Source organism: Agarivorans sp. B2Z047 (genome assembly GCF_023373605.1).
Classification (GTDB): Bacteria; Pseudomonadota; Gammaproteobacteria; order Enterobacterales; family Celerinatantimonadaceae; genus Agarivorans; species Agarivorans albus.
This window is the reverse complement of the sequence record NZ_CP088080.1, coordinates 4,269,246-4,291,521: the sequence shown is the minus strand read 5'-3', so window position 1 is coordinate 4,291,521 and position 22,276 is coordinate 4,269,246. Positions and strand designations below refer to the sequence as shown.

General features: G+C 45.4%; 12 protein-coding genes, 1 tRNA gene, 3 rRNA genes and 2 pseudogenes. 14 read left to right on the top strand and 4 right to left on the bottom strand.

The window, feature by feature from the left end:
* Positions 1-32: 32 nt before the first annotated feature.
* Genes LQZ07_RS19800 through LQZ07_RS19790 form a run of 3 tightly spaced genes read left to right on the top strand, consistent with a single transcriptional unit; the run spans position 33 to position 4,491 of the window.
* Entirely contained in the window at positions 33-3,764 is a 3,732-nt protein-coding gene (locus tag LQZ07_RS19800) for a pilus assembly protein (protein WP_152784515.1), read from the top strand.
* Positions 3,765-4,196: a type IV pilin protein gene (locus tag LQZ07_RS19795; protein ID WP_152784517.1), complete on the top strand. Its 432-nt coding sequence runs from the start codon at positions 3,765-3,767 to the stop codon at positions 4,194-4,196.
* Positions 4,197-4,200: 4 nt separating this feature from the next.
* Complete coding sequence (locus LQZ07_RS19790) at positions 4,201-4,491, top strand: hypothetical protein (RefSeq protein WP_016401301.1); 291 nt, start codon at positions 4,201-4,203, stop codon at positions 4,489-4,491.
* Between the two features lie 13 nt (positions 4,492-4,504).
* Here LQZ07_RS19790 and LQZ07_RS19785 read toward each other — a convergent pair whose 3' ends face one another.
* Positions 4,505-5,026, bottom strand: coding sequence for a GspH/FimT family pseudopilin (locus LQZ07_RS19785; protein WP_152784519.1), 522 nt, complete (start codon positions 5,024-5,026; stop codon positions 4,505-4,507).
* Between the two features lie 334 nt (positions 5,027-5,360).
* Between LQZ07_RS19785 and LQZ07_RS19780 the strand changes: the two genes are divergently transcribed.
* A complete protein-coding gene (locus LQZ07_RS19780) occupies positions 5,361-5,699 on the top strand; it encodes a P-II family nitrogen regulator (RefSeq protein WP_016401299.1) in 339 nt (112 codons plus the stop codon).
* A gap of 61 nt (positions 5,700-5,760) precedes the next feature.
* Here LQZ07_RS19780 and LQZ07_RS19775 read toward each other — a convergent pair whose 3' ends face one another.
* Entirely contained in the window at positions 5,761-6,498 is a 738-nt protein-coding gene (locus LQZ07_RS19775) for an outer membrane protein assembly factor BamD (protein ID WP_016401298.1), read from the bottom strand.
* Between the two features lie 246 nt (positions 6,499-6,744).
* Between LQZ07_RS19775 and rluD the strand changes: the two genes are divergently transcribed.
* The 3 genes from rluD (at position 6,745) to clpB (ending at position 11,131) form a co-directional block, all read left to right on the top strand.
* Positions 6,745-7,713 carry a 23S rRNA pseudouridine(1911/1915/1917) synthase RluD gene (rluD, locus tag LQZ07_RS19770; RefSeq protein WP_152784521.1) on the top strand — a complete coding sequence of 323 codons (969 nt, stop codon included), beginning with the start codon at positions 6,745-6,747 and terminating at the stop codon, positions 7,711-7,713.
* A 2-nt stretch (positions 7,714-7,715) separates the two neighbouring features.
* Positions 7,716-8,444, top strand: coding sequence for a peptidoglycan editing factor PgeF (gene pgeF / locus LQZ07_RS19765; protein ID WP_152784523.1), 729 nt, complete (start codon positions 7,716-7,718; stop codon positions 8,442-8,444).
* A gap of 116 nt (positions 8,445-8,560) precedes the next feature.
* Positions 8,561-11,131 carry an ATP-dependent chaperone ClpB gene (gene clpB / locus LQZ07_RS19760; RefSeq protein ID WP_016401295.1) on the top strand — a complete coding sequence of 857 codons (2,571 nt, stop codon included), beginning with the start codon at positions 8,561-8,563 and terminating at the stop codon, positions 11,129-11,131.
* 18 nt (positions 11,132-11,149) lie between these two features.
* On the opposite strand, the gene LQZ07_RS19755 is transcribed toward clpB, so the two are convergent.
* Positions 11,150-11,410, bottom strand: a complete 261-nt coding sequence (locus LQZ07_RS19755) for a hypothetical protein (protein ID WP_152784525.1) — start codon at positions 11,408-11,410, stop codon at positions 11,150-11,152.
* Positions 11,411-11,587: 177 nt separating this feature from the next.
* Between LQZ07_RS19755 and pssA the strand changes: the two genes are divergently transcribed.
* From pssA to LQZ07_RS19720, 7 genes and pseudogenes are all read left to right on the top strand, one after another.
* Positions 11,588-12,430 (top strand): CDP-diacylglycerol--serine O-phosphatidyltransferase, encoded by an 843-nt coding sequence (gene pssA / locus LQZ07_RS19750; RefSeq protein WP_152784527.1) that lies wholly within the window; start codon positions 11,588-11,590, stop codon positions 12,428-12,430.
* A 453-nt stretch (positions 12,431-12,883) separates the two neighbouring features.
* Positions 12,884-14,428, top strand: a 16S ribosomal RNA gene (locus tag LQZ07_RS19745).
* Between the two features lie 105 nt (positions 14,429-14,533).
* Positions 14,534-14,609: transfer RNA gene (locus tag LQZ07_RS19740), tRNA-Glu, on the top strand.
* Between the two features lie 191 nt (positions 14,610-14,800).
* Positions 14,801-17,690: ribosomal RNA gene (locus LQZ07_RS19735) — 23S ribosomal RNA — on the top strand.
* Positions 17,691-17,801: 111 nt separating this feature from the next.
* Positions 17,802-17,917 (top strand): 5S ribosomal RNA (rrf, locus tag LQZ07_RS19730).
* Together the 16S, 23S and 5S rRNA genes with 1 tRNA gene alongside form the textbook arrangement of a ribosomal RNA operon.
* Before the next feature lie 259 nt (positions 17,918-18,176).
* A pseudogene (locus LQZ07_RS19725) lies at positions 18,177-19,028 on the top strand (PIN domain-containing protein); the annotation flags it as partial.
* A gap of 113 nt (positions 19,029-19,141) precedes the next feature.
* Positions 19,142-20,542, top strand: a complete 1,401-nt coding sequence (locus LQZ07_RS19720; protein WP_152786436.1) for a PhoH family protein — start codon at positions 19,142-19,144, stop codon at positions 20,540-20,542.
* Positions 20,543-21,399: 857 nt separating this feature from the next.
* Here LQZ07_RS19720 and LQZ07_RS19715 read toward each other — a convergent pair.
* Positions 21,400-22,262: pseudogene (locus LQZ07_RS19715) on the bottom strand (DUF3387 domain-containing protein).
* Positions 22,263-22,276 lie beyond the last annotated feature (14 nt).

Here is a 22,276-nt window from a genome sequence, read left to right as displayed (position 1 = left end):
AGCTTGCAGGCAAGGCAACAAGGAGAGAGCAGATGAACGGTCGGTTAAAGTCGGGACTGCTTGCATGGTTGTGTTCCGCAGCAGTAACTCTTCCAGTTTGGGCTGATGATACAGAGCTATTTTTATTTGATTTTAACAGCCTGAGTTCGGCTGACCCGAAGGTGTTAATTATATTTGATACCTCGGGCAGTATGGCTTGGAATATTACTACTCGCCAAGGCTACAACCGAGACAGTAATGGCGATATTAGTTACCAAGATTATCCTATTGCGGTTAGCTCTCAAAACAGCCTAGATAATGATTTCATCTATTTCACGGTTAACGGTGTAGATGGCTCGTATATTCCCACCGGTGCCAATGATGATCGGCGGTTTATTTGGGACATTAATAATTGCGCAGCATCTTATGAAGCCTTAGCTAAAAACGGTATTTTTACTGGTTACTTTCGTGAGCACCGGGTGCAAGGTGGTACTGGCTCATGGGACGATGTTCGCCTGAATAATGGTGCTAACTATACTGTTCTTGATTGCATGGATGACTATGAACTTAGTAGCGATGCTAGTGATGGTCGTTTACTGGATGACGAAGGAGACCCTCGCTCATTTACGGTAAAGCTGCAGGCTTCCGACGGGAGTTTTGTGGATAAAGTCGTTTCCACAATTAACCCCGGTCAATATCGCGAGAGTAATAACTCTTATGTAGATGCACCGCAGGGCTACCCAATTAATGGTGCAGCAAATAACACAGATGATTTTTATACCCTAAATAAAACCGATGCAGAGCAAACCACCAAGGACTCATTTGATGATGGCTACTTAATTACGCTCTACTCTGCTAATTATCTACGTTGGTATCATCACTCAGATGCAACTACTACTCGACCTCGTATCGAAATTGCTCAAGAAGCAATGGAAAATGCGTTAAGTACCATTAATGGGGTTAAATTTGGCTTGATGGTGTTTAATCGCTCTAACGATGGCGGCAGGGTGATTCGGGGGATTCAAGCCTCGGATGATAATCAGGATCTTATATCAGATATTATAGAGCTCACTGCCGATGGCGGAACCCCGCTAGTAGAGACGCTAATGGAGGCCAAACATTACTTTGCTGGAGAAGCGGTAGATTATGGAGAAAGGGGGAATAACAACGAGAAAAACGATCGAGATAAAACTATTGAGACGTCCTCCGGAGGAACAAATACGTATATATCTCCCTATGAAGTGGGATGCGATAGCTCAATCAACATCATTTACGTCACCGATGGCACACCGAGTGTTGATGCTGGTGAAAATCAAAATGTTAAAAATCTGCCAATTAATACCGACAATGTATTTGGTTGTGATAATGCCACCACGGTTAATGGTTGTACTTGGAAGGATCCAGTTGGTTTTGGCACTGGCAGCGAAACCTCGTATTTACCTGTGTTATCTAAATGGATGAATACCAACGATATTAACCCCAACATGACGGGTAGGCAGTACGCAAAAATATCTACTATTGGTTTTGGTGAAGATGTTATCGAAGGCGGTACGGCAATGTTAACTGCTACTGCCGAAAATGCTCAGGGACGCTTTTATCCTGCCGAAGATGGCGTTTCTTTAGAAGCGGCTTTTCGTCAAGCCTTAATCGGAATCTATGAAGAGAGTTCTTCTTTGGTTTCTCCCGCTGTAACCAGCAACAATTTTGACCGTACTCGTACTCTAGATAGAGTTTATTACGCCATGTTCAAGCCGTCACTTAATCCACGTTGGCGAGGCAATTTGAAAAAACTGGAACTGTCTTCTGAAGGCTACATGGCAGATCAAAATGGGAATCCTGCTATTGGTGCAGATGGTTCTATCATCGACGAAGCCAAGACATTTTGGTCTTCAGTCAAAGACGGTAACAACGTAGAGCTAGGAGGGGTATCTGAAACCTTACTCAGCAATGATGCTCGAATGGTGTATTTCAATCAAACAGATAGCGGAAGCTTCACCACGTTAACTACCAACAATCTGGTCACAAAGGCGGGTAGCAATGCCGATTTGGCTAACCAACTTGGTGTTGTTGAAGACGATATTGCTGATCATGTAAGTTGGATCCGTGGTACTGATGTAGATAATGATGACGGAGATACCAGTACTACTATTCGCAGTGACTTAATGGGCGATCCGCTGCATTCTCGTCCCTTAGTCATTAACTACGGTTTACGCAGTGGCGCAGCAGCGGACAGCACAGATCCCGACGACATGGACATAAGAATCATAGTTGGTACCAATGGTGGTGCTATGCATATGTTCAAAGATACCGGATCAAGTGTTACAGAAAGCTGGGCATTTTTCCCCTATGAGCTATTAGGCAGGCAGCTTACCTTGCGCAGTAACATAGCAAGCTCGCAACATGTATATGGGATAGACGGCACTCCAACTGTATTCCTCAAAGATGCCGACAATGATGGCAAGTACAGCAGCGGTGACAAAGTACTGGTGTTTACCGGGCTACGCCGCGGTGGAGATGCTTATTATGCGATGGACCTTACCAAGCCTGACTTACCCAAAATGTTGTGGCGGATTGATAGTTCGTGCACCGGCATGTCTGAGCTTGGACAAAGTTGGTCTCAACCTACAGTAGGTTACGTACCCGGCCATAGTAATCCGGTAGTTATATTTGGTGGTGGTTATGATACCAACCAAGATTTAGCCACTCCTGGTGATGATGATAGAGGTCGTGGTGTATTTATTGTTGATGCTTTAGATGGCAGTTTAGTGTGGAGCATTACACCGGGAGATGACGACCGCCTGACTCACAGCGTTCCTGCTAAAGTCGCGACCTTAGATAGTGATGGGGATGGGAATATTGATCGCTTGTACTTTGGCGATACTGGAGGCCAAGTATGGCGAGTTGATTTGTTTTCTGCCACCCAATCCAAGTGGAAAATGACTGCTTTAGCGAGCATTAGTGATAGCTCTGTCGTTACCGATAAACGTAAGTTTTTTACCGAGCCGGTTATTGTAAGAACCTACCTGAAAAAGCTCACTCGCATCACTACCGGACAAGGTGATGATCAAGTAACCATTACTGACTCTCAGCAAATTCCATACGATGCCGTATTAATCGGAACGGGTGACAGAACTAAACCGGTGAGTGATAAAGATCCCAACGGAGTAGACAACCGCTTCTATATGTTCCGTGATTATAATGTTCAAGTTACCGATTTTGGCGCGCTTGACGACGATGCTCAGCCAGTAGCCATTGTTTCTAATGATTTATACAACATTACCAGTGATCCTATTGGTGCATTAAGTGATGAAACCGCCATTGAAACACAGCTCATTGCGCTGGGTGCTTCTAAAGGTTGGGTATATAACTTGGTTGAGGACGGTGAAAAGTCCTTGGGAGCGGCTTTGGTATTAGGTGGTGAGTTGTATTTCACTTCGTTCATTCCAGAAACCACTAACTCGGCAACATGTACTATTCCCACCATCGGTAAAGGTCGCACTTATGCTGTAGATATGCACATAGGTACCAGTATCAATAACAGTCGCTACTATGACGTAGATAATAAAGTACCCGATGATTTGATTATTCACTCTGGCGAGGATGAGCAAGGCGAGTCTGTGGTAAGAGTTTTTGGTGGTGACCCTGGTGAAGAGCTAGAGTTTGATGATCAAGATGAAAACAATGATCATACTTGTGAAAATGCCGGCGAGTGTAAGGAAGGCTCAAGAGAAGCCAATATGGACATGAGTCCAAAACAAATTTACTTCTATTTTGATGAGGGCTAAATGAAACACTCGATGCGCGGTGTCACCTTAATGGAGCTCATGATTGCGGTAGCTATTGTCGCCATATTAGCGGCAGTCGCTTACCCTGCTTATACTTCATTTGTCGCCGAATCTCGGCGCAGTGAGGCCAAAAAAGAACTAGCCACCTTAGCGGTATTACAAGAACAGTATTACGCCGATAATGCGAGTTATGCAGCTAACCTTGCCAGCTTGAGCTTGGCTGCGTCTGGTGCGAGCTCTTATAACACCGAGAATGGCTATTATGCCATTACGCTAAGTAGTTCTGCAGCGGCTAGTACATTTACAGCTAAGGCGACTGCTTTAGGTACTCAACTTAGTGCTGATACCGACTGTAAAATTTTCTCTATCGATGATGAGGGCAGCAAGTCTGCTGAGGATTCGTCGGGAAATTCAAATGCTGATTGTTGGTGATCTTATGAAAGGTTTAGCTATTTTCTTATGTTTGATTTTGCCCATGTCTTCAAGCTGGGCGATTACCGTTAAGTGCTACATGGCTGGCTCCACAGGTTATGATCAAGTGGTAATAGCTTCGCCTAAAGATCTAGATTCAATAGCAGAGATTACAGCGGAAATTAAACAGCGGTATACCAATCACACCGCTAGTGCGCAAAAGTTTGGCAGTATTTCTCAGATTGAATGTGTTGAATTTAACAGTGAGTTTAGCAGTGATATTGCCAATGTACGATTTGCAGAACTTGAATATTAATTAAGGTGGGTGTTTAGATAGGGCAGCTGCTTTTTTCACTATCGGTGATAAAACGAATATTGCCGCCTTTTGAGATAACTACGCCATCAATGTAGCTATTATCACTTGAACAAAAGTAGAGGCTTCCCGAAGCCCCGGCAATTAAACCATCGCTCTGAAAAGAAAATGAATCTGTTGCTCCTTTAAAGTCGATATTGCCAGCCTTAGTAAATGGTTCCGCTGCCAGTAGAACTTTCTCACCACTATCTAGTTTCCCGTTGCTATTATCGTCGGCAAATACCGTTAAACCAGAATTCACTTCTCCGCCACAGTCGCTGCCATTGGCCTTTAGGGCACAAACAACTACACGTTGATTAAGGTTTATTGCTTGGCTGCGCGCAAAACGTACTTCTCGCATCATCCGGTTGCTTGATGCATCCGCTGCCATCGACTGAAACAAACTGTTCATACTGGGTACGCCGATACCGAGTAATACCACCGCAATTGCAATGGTTATCATTAATTCCAGTAAGGTGAATCCGGTTTGCTTAGTCAATTAAGGCACTCTTAACTCAAGTCTTTACTGTAAGTGTATACGCTTATGGCGGGTCTGCAGCTACAGAGGGATTTTTTGTACGAAGTGTGTGGTAAGTTCGATGAATAAAGCCAAGGACTGATTGAAAAAGGTGAGCCATTGATTCAATTGAAGATTCTTGCGATGACGTTTAAGCCGGCGAAATTCAGCTAAGATATTGATTTTGCGTGAGCCGAGTGGTGTTTTTTAGCCAATTCCCTGATTAAGCTAAGTGTATAACGTTGTCACATGCGCGCGCTTGGCTTAAAGTAAGGACATAGATACTCAACAAAATGATAAATAAAAGGAAGTACACATGAAGCAAGTCACGGCAATTATCAAGCCATTTAAAATGGATGATGTTCGCGAAGCTTTAGCTGATATTGGTATTACGGGTATGACAGTTACCGAAGTAAAAGGCTTTGGTCGACAAAAAGGCCACACTGAGCTTTACCGTGGCGCTGAGTACAAAGTAGACTTCTTGCCAAAAATGAAGCTAGAGCTAGTCGTTCAAAAAGATGATCTAGAGCGTTGTATTGAAGCCATTGTGCAAACCGCGCAAACAGGCAAGATTGGCGATGGTAAGATCTTTGTTCGCGATGTAGACCGCGTTATCCGTATACGTACTGGTGAAGAAAACGAAGATGCGATTTAACGCGTACCCAGATACAAAAAAGGCGAGCTATTAGCTCGCCTTTTTTAATGCTTAGTCAATATTAATTCACACTAAGTATTAATGCGGTTTGTTCCGCTTTATCAGTAATGCCTAGAGCCTTGTAGCCATCTTCCATCACTTTAAGTGCATCGCGTGCAGATGGTGTATCAGAGAAGTTCTCAATCACATAGCGAGCGCGATTTACCGCACCAATATACGCTTCACGCTTAATGTAGTAACGCGCCACCGATACTTCGTAGCGGGCTAGGTTATCTTTTAAGTGAACCATGCGCTGCTTGGCATCTGCAGCATAATCACTGTGCGGATAACGATTAATCAAAGTTTTAAAGTCGTTAAAGGCTTGGCGAGAAAAGCTTGGGTCTCGGTCAAAACGATCAATACCAACAACGCTTTGGAATAAGTTGTAGTCTGCCGCCATATTAGTAAGCCCGCGCATGTAATAGACGTAATCTAACTCACTGTGAGTTGGGTTATTGCGAATAAAACGGTCGGTGCTAGCTAAAGCCATCGCTGTATCACTACGTTTGTAATATACGTAGATAAGGTCAAGCTGTACTTGATTAGAGTAGGGACCAAAAGGATAGCGCGTATCTAAGGCTTCTAAGTTCTCAACTGCATCGGTAAACGCGCCATTGTTGATTGCTGTTTGGGCTTCAGCGTATAGCTCCGACGCTGGTTTGTCGGGGATCTTTGGCTTTTCTTTTGAATTCGAAGAACAAGCTCCAAGCATCAAGCCGAGCAGTATTACTGAAATTGTTTGCTTATAAACGCGCATCATGGACTAAAAATCGTCTTTGTTGTTTCTGTGATAACCAAATAACAATACTCGTCTCAACGTCGAAAAGTATTAGGTTAAACACCTCAAATAATGGGCAAACAGTATCCTCTATGCCACTTAAACCGTCAATCACCGAGTGACATATATAGTGGGAGGTGCATCTAACAAACCATTTTCTTCTATGCTTTAAGCTAGGAATGATTACAATAGCCCGTTTTGGCCTTCCTGTTAGAGGTAAAACCTAAGATGAGTCAACCTTTAGAGTTGCGAGCAATCGTTGATGATGAGCTAGCTGGAGCTCGCCTCGATCAGGCGTTAGCTGCGTTGTTTCCAGATTATTCCCGTTCACGGATCAAAGAATGGATCCTTGGCGAATGTGTTCGTTTAGATGGCGAACTTAAAGTTAAGCCTAGGGAAAAGGTAGTTGGCGGGGAAGAAATTGTATTAAATACCGTGTTGGAAGACGTGGTTGAAGCCCAAGCTGAAGATATTGAGCTCGATATCGTTTATGAAGATGACGATATTCTGGTGATTAATAAGCCTATTAACATGGTGGTGCACCCTGGCGCTGGCAATAACAGCGGCACTGTACTCAATGCTTTATTGCATCGTTATCCATCAATTGCCGAAGTGGCTCGCGCCGGTATTGTGCACCGTTTAGATAAAGATACCTCTGGGCTTATGGTGGTGGCTAAAACCGTACCTGCGCAAACTCATTTAGTTGAAGCGCTTCAGGCTCGCCATGTTACCCGTGAGTACGAAGCGATTGCTACCGGGGTAATGACTGCTGGTGGATTGGTGGAAGAGCCGATTGGTCGCCATCCAACTAAGCGCACTCATATGGCTGTAGTTGCTACTGGTAAACCTGCTGTAACGCATTACCGCGTAGCGGAGAAGTTCCGTCAACATACGCGTATCCGCTTGCGCTTGGAAACAGGCCGTACTCACCAAATTCGGGTACACATGGCGCATATTGGACACTCACTTTTAGGTGACCAAACCTACGGCCGTTTGCGTTTACCTAAAGGCTCTAGTGATGAGTTGATTGCTGCTATGCGTGGTTTTCAGCGCCAAGCACTGCATGCGGTAATGTTGCGTTTAGAGCACCCAATTACGGGCGAAATGATGGAGTGGCACGCCCCGGTTCCTCAAGACATGTTAGATATTGCCGATGCCTTGCGCGCCGATCATAAACTCAATCCTGATTTAGGCTAAGCATGGCTAAATTGCTGGTTGATTGGCCCTGCCCAAAAAATGTAAAAGCGGTTTACAGTGACCGCTTAGCAGGCGCTAGCTTGGCTCCATATGATTCCTATAATCTGGGAGATCATGTGGGGGACGACGCCAGCGCAGTGCAGAGCAATCGGCAGCATTTCCAACAAGGTATGCCACAGCAAGTTTGCTGGCTAAAGCAAATTCACAGCACTCGTGTGGTAAATGCCAGTGAGTCTAACATGCGTTTTGCTGAGGCCGATGCAAGCTTTGCGATGCAACAAGATGCGGTATGTGTAGTCATGACTGCAGATTGTTTACCAGTACTTTTTTGTGATAAACAAGGCACGGTAGTGGCGGCGGCACACGCTGGGTGGCGCGGTTTGCTCGATGGCGTGCTAGAAAATACCGTGGCAGCAATGAACATTGCTCCTAGTGAGATCATGGCTTGGTTTGGTCCAGCTATTGGCCCGGATGCCTTTGAAGTAGGTGCTGAAGTTTATCAGCAATTTGTTGCTAAAGACTCAAAGTTGGCCAGCGCTTTTAAGGCTAGCGTAAATAGCGGTAAGTATTATGCCGATATCCACCAATTGGCTAAGCAGCGTCTTAGCGCGCTAGGTTTGAATGATGTTTATGCTGATGCGAGCTGTACTTTAAATAATGCCTCACGTTTCTTTTCTTACCGGCGTGACGGCCAAACCGGGCGAATGGCTGCAGCCATCTGGCTTAGCTAAAGCAATAAAGCTCACAAAACCATCGTCTTGATGGTTTTTTAATGCCATTTATCTTGAATTTTTTTACATCTAATCCCACATATTCATTAATAGCTTAATATATGTGGAGGTGTGACATGCGCCTAGATAGATTCACAAGCAAATTTCAATTAGCGATTTCAGACGCTCAATCTTTAGCATTGGGGCGCGACCACCAGTTTATTGAACCGGTGCATTTAATGTCGGCCATGCTAAATCAAGATGCCGCTTCGCTAAGGCCATTATTAGTAGAAGCGGGAATTGAAGGCAGCGCCTTACGTTCTCAGCTTTCCCAAGCCCTAGAGCAGTTGCCACGTGTTGAAGGCACTGGTGGCGAAGTACAGCTTTCGAACCAGTTAGTGGTGTTACTTAACCTTTGTGACAAGTTGGCGCAAAAGCGTAAAGATAAATTCATTTCATCAGAAATCTTCTTTTTAGCTGTTACTGAAGACAAAGGTAAGCTTGGCGATATTATGCGTGAGTTAGGCGCAAATAAAGAGAATATAGAAAAAGCCATTACCAAAATTCGAGGTGGCCAAAAAGTTGATGACCCTAACGCCGAAGACCAGCGCCAAGCACTAGAAAAATACACCATAGATCTTACCGAGCGTGCCGAGCAAGGCAAACTTGACCCGGTGATCGGCCGTGACGACGAGATTCGTCGCACCGTGCAGGTATTGCAGCGTCGTACCAAAAATAACCCAGTATTAATTGGTGAGCCCGGAGTGGGCAAAACTGCGATTGCCGAAGGCTTGGCTCAGCGGATCATTAACCACGAAGTGCCGGAAGGACTAAAAAACAAGCGTGTGTTATCACTTGATATGGGGTCGTTGGTTGCGGGAGCTAAATATCGCGGTGAGTTTGAAGAGCGCTTAAAAGCAGTGCTTAATGAGCTTTCTCAAGAAGAAGGACAAGTGATACTTTTCATCGATGAGTTGCACACTATGGTTGGCGCCGGTAAAGGCGATGGCGCGATGGATGCGGGTAATATGCTTAAACCTGCCTTGGCGCGTGGTGAACTGCATTGTGTAGGCGCAACAACGTTAAACGAGTATCGTCAGTACATTGAAAAAGATGCAGCGCTTGAGCGTCGCTTCCAAAAAGTGCTGGTGGAAGAGCCTAACGTTGAAGACACCATAGCGATTTTACGTGGTTTAAAAGAGCGTTATGAATTGCACCACTCGGTTGAAATTACTGACCCTGCGATTGTTGCGGCGGCCAGCTTGTCACATCGCTATATTTCCGATAGGCAGTTACCTGATAAAGCTATCGACCTAATAGACGAAGCGGCTTCAAGCATTCGTCTGCAAATAGATTCTAAGCCTGAAGCCTTAGATAAACTTGAGCGCAAAATCATTCAGTTAAAGCTGGAGCGCCAAGCGCTGCAAAAAGAAGCCGATAGCGCCAGCCTTAAACGACTTGCCCTACTGGACGAAGAGTTAGCCGAAAAAGAAAGTAAATTTAAAGAACTAGACGAGGTTTGGAAGGCCGAAAAAGCCGCTTTATCGGGCACCCAGCATATTAAGGCCGATTTGGAACAAGCTCGTTTAGATATGGACGTTGCGCGTCGAGCAGGCGATTTAAATCGTATGTCAGAGCTGCAATATGGTCGAATTCCAGAATTGGAACGTCAGTTAGATTTAGCCTCGCAAGCTGAAATGCAAGATATGAGTTTGTTGCGTAACAAGGTGAGTGATGCAGAAATTGCTGATGTCTTGTCGCGCTGGACTGGTATTCCAGTTAATCGAATGCTGGAGGGCGAACGCGACAAGTTGTTGCGTATGGAGCAGCAACTGCATGATAGGGTGATTGGCCAAGGCGAGGCCGTAGAAGCAGTATCCAATGCTATTCGCCGCAGCAGAGCGGGGTTATCTGATCCGAACCGCCCGATTGGCTCGTTTTTGTTTTTAGGGCCAACTGGTGTGGGTAAAACAGAGCTATGTAAAGCACTCGCCGAATTTATGTTTGATACCGAAGAGTCAATGGTGCGTATCGACATGTCGGAATTTATGGAGAAACACTCGGTTGCTCGATTAGTGGGGGCGCCTCCCGGTTATGTGGGTTATGAAGAGGGCGGCTATTTAACTGAAGCGGTAAGGCGCAGACCGTACTCGGTTATACTGCTTGATGAAGTAGAAAAGGCTCATCCAGATGTGTTTAACATTTTGCTGCAAGTATTAGACGATGGCCGCTTAACCGACGGGCAGGGGCGAACGGTAGATTTTCGCAACGCAGTCATCATCATGACGTCTAACCTTGGCTCAGACATTATTCAAGAGCGACATGGTGAGATGACTCATCAGGAGATAAAAACTGCCTTGATGGGCGTGCTTGCTCAACAATTTAGGCCTGAGTTTATCAACCGAATTGATGAGTCAGTGGTTTTCCATCCATTAGCACACGAACAAATCCGCACAATTGCTGGAATACAAGTTCAGCGTTTGGTGCCACGTTTGGAGGAAAAAGGTTACAAGTTGGAGTTTAGCGATGCGGTGTTAGATAAGTTAGGGCAAGCTGGCTTTGATCCTGTCTATGGCGCAAGGCCTTTAAAGCGGGCTATTCAGCAACAGTTAGAAAACCCCCTAGCGCAAGCCATTTTATCGGGACAAATCGAACCTGGAAAAACCATTCGTATCGAATTAGAAGATGGCCAATTAGCCTTTAAATAGAAGTAAAGCGTAAGCAAGCTAATTAGCTTGCTTACGTTGTTGGTTTTGGAGTTGTTTTAGGTTGAGATAGCTTTTTGTTTGGCTGTCGCTAAGCAGCTTAGCAATCTCTTGGTCTTTTTCTTTTAACAACTCTCGCATTGCTTTCCACATTTGTTTTCTATCACCTTCAAAACCAAATAAGTCATCCATCAAACTGTTGTATCGTTGTTCAAGTTGAGTAAATTGGCTAATTTGGTGCGGGTCTAAACTCAAATGCTTAGTCAATCTTTCTATGTCCATAGTGTTACTACCAATTTGTGCGTTTAGTCGACCTAAAAAATGAACTCCTCCCAATATTTATTTCTTATGTCTAAGATATAGTTCATTGCGCTGCTTTTGTCTTTGAATTGCTATTAACAACTAGGGGCTTATGCTATTTTTAGCCAAAGTTTTAAGGCTGTTTTATAGAGTATTTAAATGACCGAGCAAAAAGTTAGCGAAGGTGCCCGCCAAAAAGGTATCTTCTTACTCCCCAATTTGTTTACCACCGCAGGGCTGTTTTCAGGCTTTTATGCAGTAGTAGCATCAATGAACGACCAATTTGAAGCAGCGGCTATCGCCATCTTTGTTGCAATGATTTTTGATGGAGTAGATGGACGAGTTGCTAGGTTAACAAATACCGAGAGTGCCTTTGGTGCAGAGTATGACTCGATGGCCGATATGGTTTCCTTTGGTATTGCCCCTGCACTGGTGGTTTATAATTGGGCACTGCACGATTTAGGCAAAATAGGCTGGTTGGCAGCATTTGTTTATACAGTAGGTGCAGCCTTGCGCTTAGCCCGCTTTAACACTCAAGTGGGTATCGCGGATAAACGTTTTTTTCAAGGTTTAGCTAGTCCAGCTGCGGCCGCGTTAATAGCTGGGATGGTCTGGTTTGCTCAAGACCTACAGTTTTCTGGTAACAGTTTAGAATTTGTTGCCTGCTTTATTACTGTCATCAGTGGTCTATTAATGGTGAGTAACTTCCGCTATCACAGTTTCAAAGGCATCGATTTAAAAGGCCGTGTACCATTTTTTGCTGTGCTGCTTATTGTTTTGGTGTTTATTGTTATTGCCGTTAAACCAGCAGTTATCCTATTTACACTGTTTGCCGCCTATGCTGTTTCGGGACCTATCTACACTGTTCGCACTGTAAAGGACCTCAAATTTAAACACGTAGTGGGTGATGAAGAAGATCTAGACTGTCATCGAACAGAGAACCAGAATAAAGACGATGAGCAATCCGTTGAACCGGTAGCTGAAGATAAAGTAGAAAAGTAACAAAATAGTACTTAATGAGAAAAAAGGCGCTTAAATGGCGCCTTTTTGCTTAATTAATATGCTGTTTTGGTTTTATCTTTCAATAATTGGCAAAAAAGCAAAATAACTGTTGCTTTACCAAAACGTTTCCCTATAATGCACCTCCACTGACACGGCACGCAGCGCGCTAAAGTGAAGCAAGGCTACGTCAGGGTTAGCAAGGCCTAGGGCTGAGTTGACCGGTTGAAAAACTTCTTCTTAATTAATATTAAAAAGCGGTTGACAGCCACAGAGGAAAGCGTAGAATGCGCACCTCGCTTCGGCAACGAAGCAACGCTCTTTAACAATTTATCAAGCAATCTGTGTGAGCACTCACAGGACCTTAAGCGAAAAAATTAAGCTTAAGTGAACTGGAGTCTTGCACTGTAAAACACAGTAATAATTTCAGTTTTTAACTTTGAGCGAAAAAACTTTTGATTGAAGAGTTTGATCATGGCTCAGATTGAACGCTGGCGGCAGGCTTAACACATGCAAGTCGAGCGGTAACAGAGAGTAGCTTGCTACTTTGCTGACGAGCGGCGGACGGGTGAGTAATGCTTGGGAATATGCCTTTACGTGGGGGACAACAGTTGGAAACGACTGCTAATACCGCATAATGTCTTCGGACCAAAGGAGGGGATGCTTCGGCACCTTTCGCGTAAAGATTAGCCCAAGTGGGATTAGCTAGTTGGTAAGGTAATGGCTTACCAAGGCGACGATCCCTAGCTGGTTTGAGAGGATGATCAGCCACACTGGGACTGAGACACGGCCCAGACTCCTACGGGAGGCAGCAGTGGGGAATATTGCACAATGGGCGAAAGCCTGATGCAGCCATGCCGCGTGTGTGAAGAAGGCCTTCGGGTTGTAAAGCACTTTCAGTCGTGAGGAAGGGGTAGTAATTAATACTTGCTATCTTTGACGTTAGCGACAGAAGAAGGACCGGCTAACTCCGTGCCAGCAGCCGCGGTAATACGGAGGGTCCGAGCGTTAATCGGAATTACTGGGCGTAAAGCGTACGCAGGCGGCTTGTTAAGCCAGATGTGAAATCCCCGGGCTCAACCTGGGAATGGCATTTGGAACTGGCAAGCTAGAGTTTTGTAGAGGGTGGTAGAATTTCAGGTGTAGCGGTGAAATGCGTAGAGATCTGAAGGAATACCAGTGGCGAAGGCGGCCACCTGGACAAAAACTGACGCTCATGTACGAAAGCGTGGGGAGCAAACAGGATTAGATACCCTGGTAGTCCACGCCGTAAACGATGTCTACTAGTTGTCTGTGAGTTTAACTCGTGGGTAACGCAGCTAACGCATTAAGTAGACCGCCTGGGGAGTACGGCCGCAAGGTTAAAACTCAAATGAATTGACGGGGGCCCGCACAAGCGGTGGAGCATGTGGTTTAATTCGATGCAACGCGAAGAACCTTACCTGCCCTTGACATACTGAGAACTTGGAAGAGATTCCTTGGTGCCTTCGGGAACTCAGATACAGGTGCTGCATGGCTGTCGTCAGCTCGTGTCGTGAGATGTTGGGTTAAGTCCCGCAACGAGCGCAACCCCTATCCTTATTTGCCAGCACGTAATGGTGGGAACTCTAGGGAGACTGCCGGTGATAAACCGGAGGAAGGTGGGGACGACGTCAAGTCATCATGGCCCTTACGGGCAGGGCTACACACGTGCTACAATGGCATGTACAGAGGGATGCGAACTCGCGAGAGCAAGCGGACCCCAAAAAGCATGTCGTAGTCCGGATCGGAGTCTGCAACTCGACTCCGTGAAGTCGGAATCGCTAGTAATCGTAGATCAGAATGCTACGGTGAATACGTTCCCGGGCCTTGTACACACCGCCCGTCACACCATGGGAGTGGGCTGCAAAAGAAGTGGGTAGTTTAACCTTCGGGAGGACGCTCACCACTTTGTGGTTCATGACTGGGGTGAAGTCGTAACAAGGTAGCCCTAGGGGAACCTGGGGCTGGATCACCTCCTTATTATGATGCTTAGGTTTTGTGACGTGTTCACACAGATTGCTTGATGAAAAAGAAAAGAGAGAAGTTCTAGTGTGGTGTAGAACCAACGAGAACAGCTACTGCAGTGTCCCGTTCGTCTAGAGGCCTAGGACACCGCCCTTTCACGGCGGTAACAGGGGTTCAAATCCCCTACGGGATACCATTCTCTCTCTTGGTTTCTTCGAGACCATTGCTCTTTAACAATTTGGAAAAGCTGATAAAAAATATCTCAAGAATATGAGTTTAATAACAAGTGTTCTTGGTATTCAAAAATAAGGTGATCGTACTCGAATGGCAGGACTTATACAGCCTGACCATTCAAGTGATTTAAGCGACAACATTTAGGTGTTGTATGGTTAAGTGACTAAGCGTATACGGTGGATGCCTTGGCAGTCAGAGGCGATGAAGGACGTGTTAATCTGCGATAAGCTGTGTTAAGTCGATAAAAGACGTTATAGACACAGATTTCCGAATGGGGAAACCCACTGCATTTTATGCAGTATCGTAACGTGAATACATAGCGTTGCGAGGCGAACCCGGGGAACTGAAACATCTAAGTACCCGGAGGAAAAGAAATCAACCGAGATTCTGGTAGTAGCGGCGAGCGAACCCGGATTAGCCCTTAAGCTTTTAGGTGATTAGTGGAACATTCTGGAAAGGATGGCGATACAGGGTGATAGCCCCGTACATGAAAATCTACTTTAAGTGAAATCGAGTAGGACGGCACACGTGATATGTTGTCTGAATATGGGGGGACCATCCTCCAAGGCTAAATACTCCTGACTGACCGATAGTGAACCAGTACCGTGAGGGAAAGGCGAAAAGAACCCCTGTGAGGGGAGTGAAATAGAACCTGAAACCGTATACGTACAAGCAGTGGGAGCCCCCTTGTGGGGTGACTGCGTACCTTTTGTATAATGGGTCAACGACTTAATTTCAGTAGCAAGGTTAAGCGAATAGCGGAGCCGTAGGGAAACCGAGTGTTAACTGCGCGCATAGTTGCTGGGATTAGACCCGAAACCCGGTGATCTAGCCATGGGCAGGTTGAAGATTGGGTAACACCAATTGGAGGACCGAACCGACTAATGTTGAAAAATTAGCGGATGACTTGTGGCTGGGGGTGAAAGGCCAATCAAACCGGGAGATAGCTGGTTCTCCTCGAAAGCTATTTAGGTAGCGCCTCGAGCGAATACTGATGGGGGTAGAGCACTGTTAAGGCTAGGGGGTCATCCCGACTTACCAACCCTTTGCAAACTCCGAATACCATCAAGTACTACTCGGGAGACACACGGCGGGTGCTAACGTCCGTCGTGGAAAGGGAAACAACCCAGACCGTCAGCTAAGGTCCCAAAGTGTATGTTAAGTGGGAAACGATGTGGGAAGGCTTAGACAGCCAGGATGTTGGCTTAGAAGCAGCCATCATTTAAAGAAAGCGTAATAGCTCACTGGTCGAGTCGGCCTGCGCGGAAGATGTAACGGGGCTAAACATACCACCGAAGCTACGGGAGCATGCTTGCATGCTCGGTAGAGGAGCGTTCTGTAAGCCGTTGAAGGTGGATCGTAAGGTTTGCTGGAGGTATCAGAAGTGCGAATGTTGACATGAGTAACGATAAAGGGGGTGAAAAGCCCCCTCGCCGAAAGACCAAGGTTTCCTGTCCAATGTTAATCAGGGCAGGGTGAGTCGGCCCCTAAGGCGAGACTGAAAAGTGTAGTCGATGGGAAACAGGTTAATATTCCTGTACTTCGTATAATTGCGATGGGAGGACGGAGAAGGCTAGGCCAGCGTGGCGATGGTTGTCCACGTGAAAGGCAGTAGGCGGTAAACTTAGGCAAATCCGGGTTTACATTACGCTGAGAGTTGATGACGAGTGTCTACGGACACGAAGTGGTTGATGCCCTGCTTCCAGGAAAAGTCTCTAAGCTTCAGATTATACGAAACCGTACCCCAAACCGACACAGGTGGTTGGGTAGAGAATACCAAGGCGCTTGAGAGAACTCGGGTGAAGGAACTAGGCAAAATGGTACCGTAACTTCGGGAGAAGGTACGCTCTTGATGGTGATGGGACTTGCTCCCTAAGCTGCTGAGAGTCGCAGATACCAGTTGGCTGCAACTGTTTATTAAAAACACAGCACTGTGCTAAATCGAAAGATGACGTATACGGTGTGACGCCTGCCCGGTGCCGGAAGGTTAATTGATGTGGTTAGCGTTCGCGCGAAGCTATTGATCGAAGCCCCGGTAAACGGCGGCCGTAACTATAACGGTCCTAAGGTAGCGAAATTCCTTGTCGGGTAAGTTCCGACCTGCACGAATGGCGTAATGATGGCCAAGCTGTCTCCACCCGAGACTCAGTGAAATTGAAATTGCCGTGAAGATGCGGTGTACCCGCGGCTAGACGGAAAGACCCCGTGAACCTTTACTACAGCTTGACACTGAACATTGACCCTACATGTGTAGGATAGGTGGGAGGCTTTGAAGCGTTGTCGCTAGATGACGTGGAGCCGACCTTGAAATACCACCCTTGTAGTGTTGATGTTCTAACGTTGGTCCCTTATCGGGATTGCGGACAGTGTCTGGTGGGTAGTTTGACTGGGGCGGTCTCCTCCCAAAGAGTAACGGAGGAGCACGAAGGTTGGCTAAGTATGGTCGGACATCATACGGTTAGTGCAATGGCATAAGCCAGCTTAACTGCGAGACAGACACGTCGAGCAGGTACGAAAGTAGGTCATAGTGATCCGGTGGTTCTGTATGGAAGGGCCATCGCTCAACGGATAAAAGGTACTCCGGGGATAACAGGCTGATACCGCCCAAGAGTTCATATCGACGGCGGTGTTTGGCACCTCGATGTCGGCTCATCACATCCTGGGGCTGAAGTCGGTCCCAAGGGTATGGCTGTTCGCCATTTAAAGTGGTACGCGAGCTGGGTTTAGAACGTCGTGAGACAGTTCGGTCCCTATCTGCCGTGGGCGTTTGAGAATTGAGGGGAGCTGCTCCTAGTACGAGAGGACCGGAGTGGACGAACCGCTGGTGTTTGGGTTGTTATGCCAATAGCATTGCCCAGTAGCTACGTTCGGAACTGATAACCGCTGAAAGCATCTAAGCGGGAAGCAGGCCTCGAGATTAATTCTCACTAGGACTTTAAGTCCTCTGAAGGGCCGTTGGAGACTACAACGTTGATAGGCAAGGTGTGTAAGTGCTGTGAGGCATTGAGCTAACTTGTACTAATTACCCGTGAGGCTTAACCATACAACACCTAAAGGGTGTTGCTTATAGATACTTTATTTTAGAAACCATGAATACTTGTTAGTGCTCATGAGATGTTTCAGCTTTTTCGAATGTTAAAGACAACAGTTTTTGCCTGGTGGCAATAGCGTTGTGGACCCACCTGACTCCATGCCGAACTCAGAAGTGAAACGCAACTGCGCCGATGATAGTGTGGGGCTTCCCCATGTGAAAGTAGGTCTCCGCCAGGCTCCTATACTAAGCCCTCGTCTAATGATGAGGGCTTTTTTATTGCCTGCGGTTTACTTCTAAACTCAATTCTCATATAGCTCTCCTTTCAGGTAAATCTCTTCATTAAACCGATTTCCTTAATTCTATATTTGATTAATAAATCGGCACTCGGTTGGTTAATGGTGTGGAAAAGTTTGTAAAGCCGATCTGGATGAATTAGCCTGAGATTGAACGTTTGCAATACTTCTCACATCGCCTGTTGGCCTATGGAGGGCAAATATGGAAAATAACGCTCCAAGTAAACTGTTCATTCTCGACACTAACGTGCTGCTGCACGAACCCCTCGCAATATACTCTTTCCAAGAACATGACGTCGTTATTCCAATGACTGTCCTAGAAGAATTAGACCGAATTAAAGATAGGCAAAAAGACGTTAGCAGAGATGCACGAGTGGCTATTCGCTCATTAGAAGATGTATTTGCATCCGCCTCACCAGAGCAGATTGTAAATGGTGTAGAGCTTAAGAATGATGCTGACAACCAAGTGAGTGGTAAGTTATCGATTTTTGCAGATCATACACTTGAAAAGAACCAACAAAACTTTACTGCCGATGAGCCCGATAATCGTATCATCAACGCAGCTATTTATTTGCAAGACAAGCATGCCCCTCGTCAGGTGGTATTGGTAACTAAAGACATTAATATGCGCCTAAAAGCAAAAGGCGCTGGCTTAGAGCGTGTAGAAGACTATCGAACCGACCAACTAATCGATGATATTCGCTTGCTAGCAAAAGGCTTCACTGAGTTAGAAGGCAGCTTTTGGGGGCGAGTTAAAGATTGTGAAAGTAGTTCAGAAGGGCGAGATACCCACCATGTCATTGATGCCGAAATTCTCGGCCCTTGTTATGTAAACCAATACATCATCGATGACACCGAAAGCTTTGCGGCGCGAGTAGTTAAAAAAGACGAGCAAAATGTCGAATTGCTCGACTTGGGTTATGAGCGCTTGATGGCCAAACATGCTTGGGGAGTTCATCCCAAAAACATCTATCAAGGTATGGCGTTTGATGCCTTGCTCGATCCTAATATTGACTTGGTGATTCTCACTGGCCCAGCGGGTTGTGGTAAAACGGGTGTCAAGGATGAATTCAGGAATAATAATGTACATACCATTGTAGCAAGGACTTCTGTGCAGAACCACGCTGGTGAAGGATCGTCGTTGTACGTTTTATTAGGAGGTGCAGCATGAGTAGTTTGCAGCAAGATGATAACAGTAAGATTTATGTACTTGATACAAATGTTCTACTTCATGACCCTTTAGCTGTATACGCATTTGAAGAACACAGAATAGTTGTTCCAATGACGGTGCTTGAGGAACTAGATAACATAAAAGATCGAAAAAAAGATGTCTCAAGAGATGCTAGATTAGCCATCCATGCTCTAGAGAAGCTGATAAATGGGGCGTCACCTGAACTAGTACAAGAAGGAGTTGAAATCGAGCATGAGGGAAGCGGAACGATAGGGACCCTTTCTATATTTGCAGACTATCAACTACTCAAAGATACAAGTGGGTCTGAGTGGATGCCAATGGATGGGCCAGACAATGTCATTATTAACAGTGCATTGTTCCTACAACGCCAGTATACGCCTCACGAAGTAGTACTTGTTACAAAAGACATCAATATGCGCCTGAAAGCTAAGGGAGCGGGCTTAAACCATGTCGAAGACTACCGTCGAGACAAAGTTGTCGAAGATATTGCACTACTTGCAAAAGGGTTCATTGAGCTCGAGGGGAGTTTTTGGGGGCGAGTACAAGACTGTAAAAGTACTACAGAAGGCCGCGATACGATTCACACGATTGATGCCAGTATCTTAAGACAATCATATGTAAACCAGTATGTAATTGATGACACTGAGAGTTTTGCTGGGCGAGTGATAGCGACGCATGAAGAGTCTACAGATTTGTTGGATATAGGGTTCGAGCGCTTAATGGCAAAGCACGCTTGGGGAGTACACCCCAAGAATATTTACCAAGGAATGGCTCTAGACAGCTTACTAGACCCAGATATCGATTTGGTTGTGCTTAGTGGCCCTGCTGGGTCAGGGAAAACATTTCTAGCCCTTGCCGCGGCTTTGGAAATGACGATAGAGAAAGGCTTATTCGGGAAAATAATTGTAACCAGGAGTACGCCAGAAATAGCTGAATCTATAGGTTTCCTTCCAGGAACCGAAGAAGAGAAGATGCTGCCATGGCTTGGCGCTGTAACGGATACTCTTGAGGTCCTCCATAAAAATGATGTGTCACCACAAAACTCGATGCAATACATTGTTGATAAGGCGAACCTTCAGTTTAAATCGCTAAACTTTATGCGAGGACGATCAATTACTGGAGCGTTTGTTCTTGTAGATGAAGCACAGAACTTAACTGCTTCACAGCTAAAAACTCTTATTACGCGTTGTGGCGAGGGCACTAAGCTTGTGATTTCCGGAAATCTAGCTCAAATAGATAGTAATTATTTATCTCCGGTAACTTCTGGCCTAGCTTACATCATCGAGAGATTTAAAGAGTTTGATGGTAGTGCCAATGTCTATCTTGATGGGGTTGTGCGTTCGAGGCTTGCTTCATTCGCGGAAAACAACCTTTAAGTGAAACAAGCGAGGTGTAAGTACTCAATTTCTCAATAGTGAAGACGACTTTATCAATGTGGAGAGGCGCGGACACACAATACTATATTCATCGAAGAATAGAGGTAGAGTTCTAATTGGCCTTAGAGGGCAATTACGACTTGCTTTTGGCACGGAGAAAACCTAATAGCCCAAGCTCATTATGCTCTTGACTCACGAAGGCCTGTGTTAGTAAAAAAAACGTAGGCTCCGTGGCTTTAGCTCATGAATGGGGGGGATTCGATAATCACGTTGCCGACAAAGCTTTTTTGATACTGGCGATCCCTCCAATTTACTAGCCAAAGGGGGCCGCAACGAAACCGCACTTGTCAAACGATGCACTGGCTGAAGTGTTCTGTTTTTGAACTTACAACAGAGTCTCATGGTGATATTTTGTTAAACAAGCTTTTGTATCGAATGAAGAAGTTGGGCAGGCGCTATTTTAATGAACCTACGAAGCTGTTTGTACGAGCTTTGATGCAGTTATCCAACTAACTGTGGGTGGAAAATAAAGCTTGATCAGAATCGACTACTTTTCATAATGTACAATTAAATTTGTAGGCTAAAGTTTGGTCGTTTGTAGATACGTTAGGTGAGTCAAAGGTTGAAGTATGACATTAAAGATTAATCATTCTCAAACACGTTTTTGGACAGAAATCAGTTTGAATCGATTGCCAAAATCTCCTCGATTAATAACTTTATGTATCTTGACCCAACTAAAACGACACTAGATTTGAAAACAAATAACAAATAACAAATAACAAATAACAAATAACAAATAACAAATAACAAATACACAAAGGGTAAGGTTTGCTCACCCTGTCTTCTCAAATAATTTATTAAGCCGCATACCAGCCATCAGCCAATACTTCTGCCTGCTCTAGTACAAGCTTAATCGCTTCTTCAGCTGCATCTGGAGGGTACTTCCAGCGGCGTAGCAACCGACGAACGAGGTTACGCATACGCGCGCGTACACTGTCGCGCTTTTGCCAATCGACTGTGGCAGAGCTTCGCAATTGCCGCGTTAACTCAATGGCTAGTTTGCGCAAATTGTCATCACCCAATTCACGTACTGAGGCTTCGTTCTCTACCAGTGCTCGGTAGAAGGCAATTTCATCGACTGACAAGTTAAGCTTATCGAGCAGCTCTGCATCCTCTTGCATCTCTTTTGCTCACTGAATTAGCTCTTCAATAACTTGTGCCGTTTCAATGCTACGGTTATGGTACTTTTACAGTGTTGCCATAATACGTTCAGAGTACTTTTTCTCTTGTACGACATCAATCTTCATGCGAGCTTTCACTTCATCACGTAGCAGCTTTTCAAGCAGCTCTACCGCAAGGTTCTTCTCTTTCAGGTTCTTAACGTCTTCTAAAAACTCTTCAGAAAAAAGCCCAATATTCGGCTTGTCAAGGCCAACCATAGAGAAGATATCATCGACTACTGCATTGTTTAGGATTTGCTTCAGTGCTGTATTTCTTTCTTCATCAGTGCGTTTTTGTCTACCGTAGAATGTTTGATAAAAGCCGCCTTGATCGCAGAGTAAAAGGCAATTTCGTTCTTATAACCGTGAGTTTCATCCATGGTGCTACACAATGAATATGCTTTAGCCAAAGCTTTTGGGTATCGAAGTACGAACTCTTTGGCTAAATCCCGAGCAGTAAACTTTTTCTCAGAATGCGCTTTAAGCGTCTCGATAAGCATTTCTACGCGAGTTG

Coding starts and splice junctions, on each gene's coding strand:
- LQZ07_RS19795 (WP_152784517.1), top strand. CDS start 3,765: ATGAAACACTCGATGCGCGGTGTCACCTTAATGGAGCTCATGATTGCG.
- pgeF (WP_152784523.1), top strand. CDS start 7,716: ATGGCTAAATTGCTGGTTGATTGGCCCTGCCCAAAAAATGTAAAAGCG.
- LQZ07_RS19755 (WP_152784525.1), bottom strand. CDS start 11,410: ATGGACATAGAAAGATTGACTAAGCATTTGAGTTTAGACCCGCACCAA.
- LQZ07_RS19775 (WP_016401298.1), bottom strand. CDS start 6,498: ATGATGCGCGTTTATAAGCAAACAATTTCAGTAATACTGCTCGGCTTG.
- pssA (WP_152784527.1), top strand. CDS start 11,588: ATGACCGAGCAAAAAGTTAGCGAAGGTGCCCGCCAAAAAGGTATCTTC.
- LQZ07_RS19780 (WP_016401299.1), top strand. CDS start 5,361: ATGAAGCAAGTCACGGCAATTATCAAGCCATTTAAAATGGATGATGTT.
- clpB (WP_016401295.1), top strand. CDS start 8,561: ATGCGCCTAGATAGATTCACAAGCAAATTTCAATTAGCGATTTCAGAC.
- LQZ07_RS19790 (WP_016401301.1), top strand. CDS start 4,201: ATGAAAGGTTTAGCTATTTTCTTATGTTTGATTTTGCCCATGTCTTCA.
- rluD (WP_152784521.1), top strand. CDS start 6,745: ATGAGTCAACCTTTAGAGTTGCGAGCAATCGTTGATGATGAGCTAGCT.
- LQZ07_RS19800 (WP_152784515.1), top strand. CDS start 33: ATGAACGGTCGGTTAAAGTCGGGACTGCTTGCATGGTTGTGTTCCGCA.
- LQZ07_RS19720 (WP_152786436.1), top strand. CDS start 19,142: ATGAGTAGTTTGCAGCAAGATGATAACAGTAAGATTTATGTACTTGAT.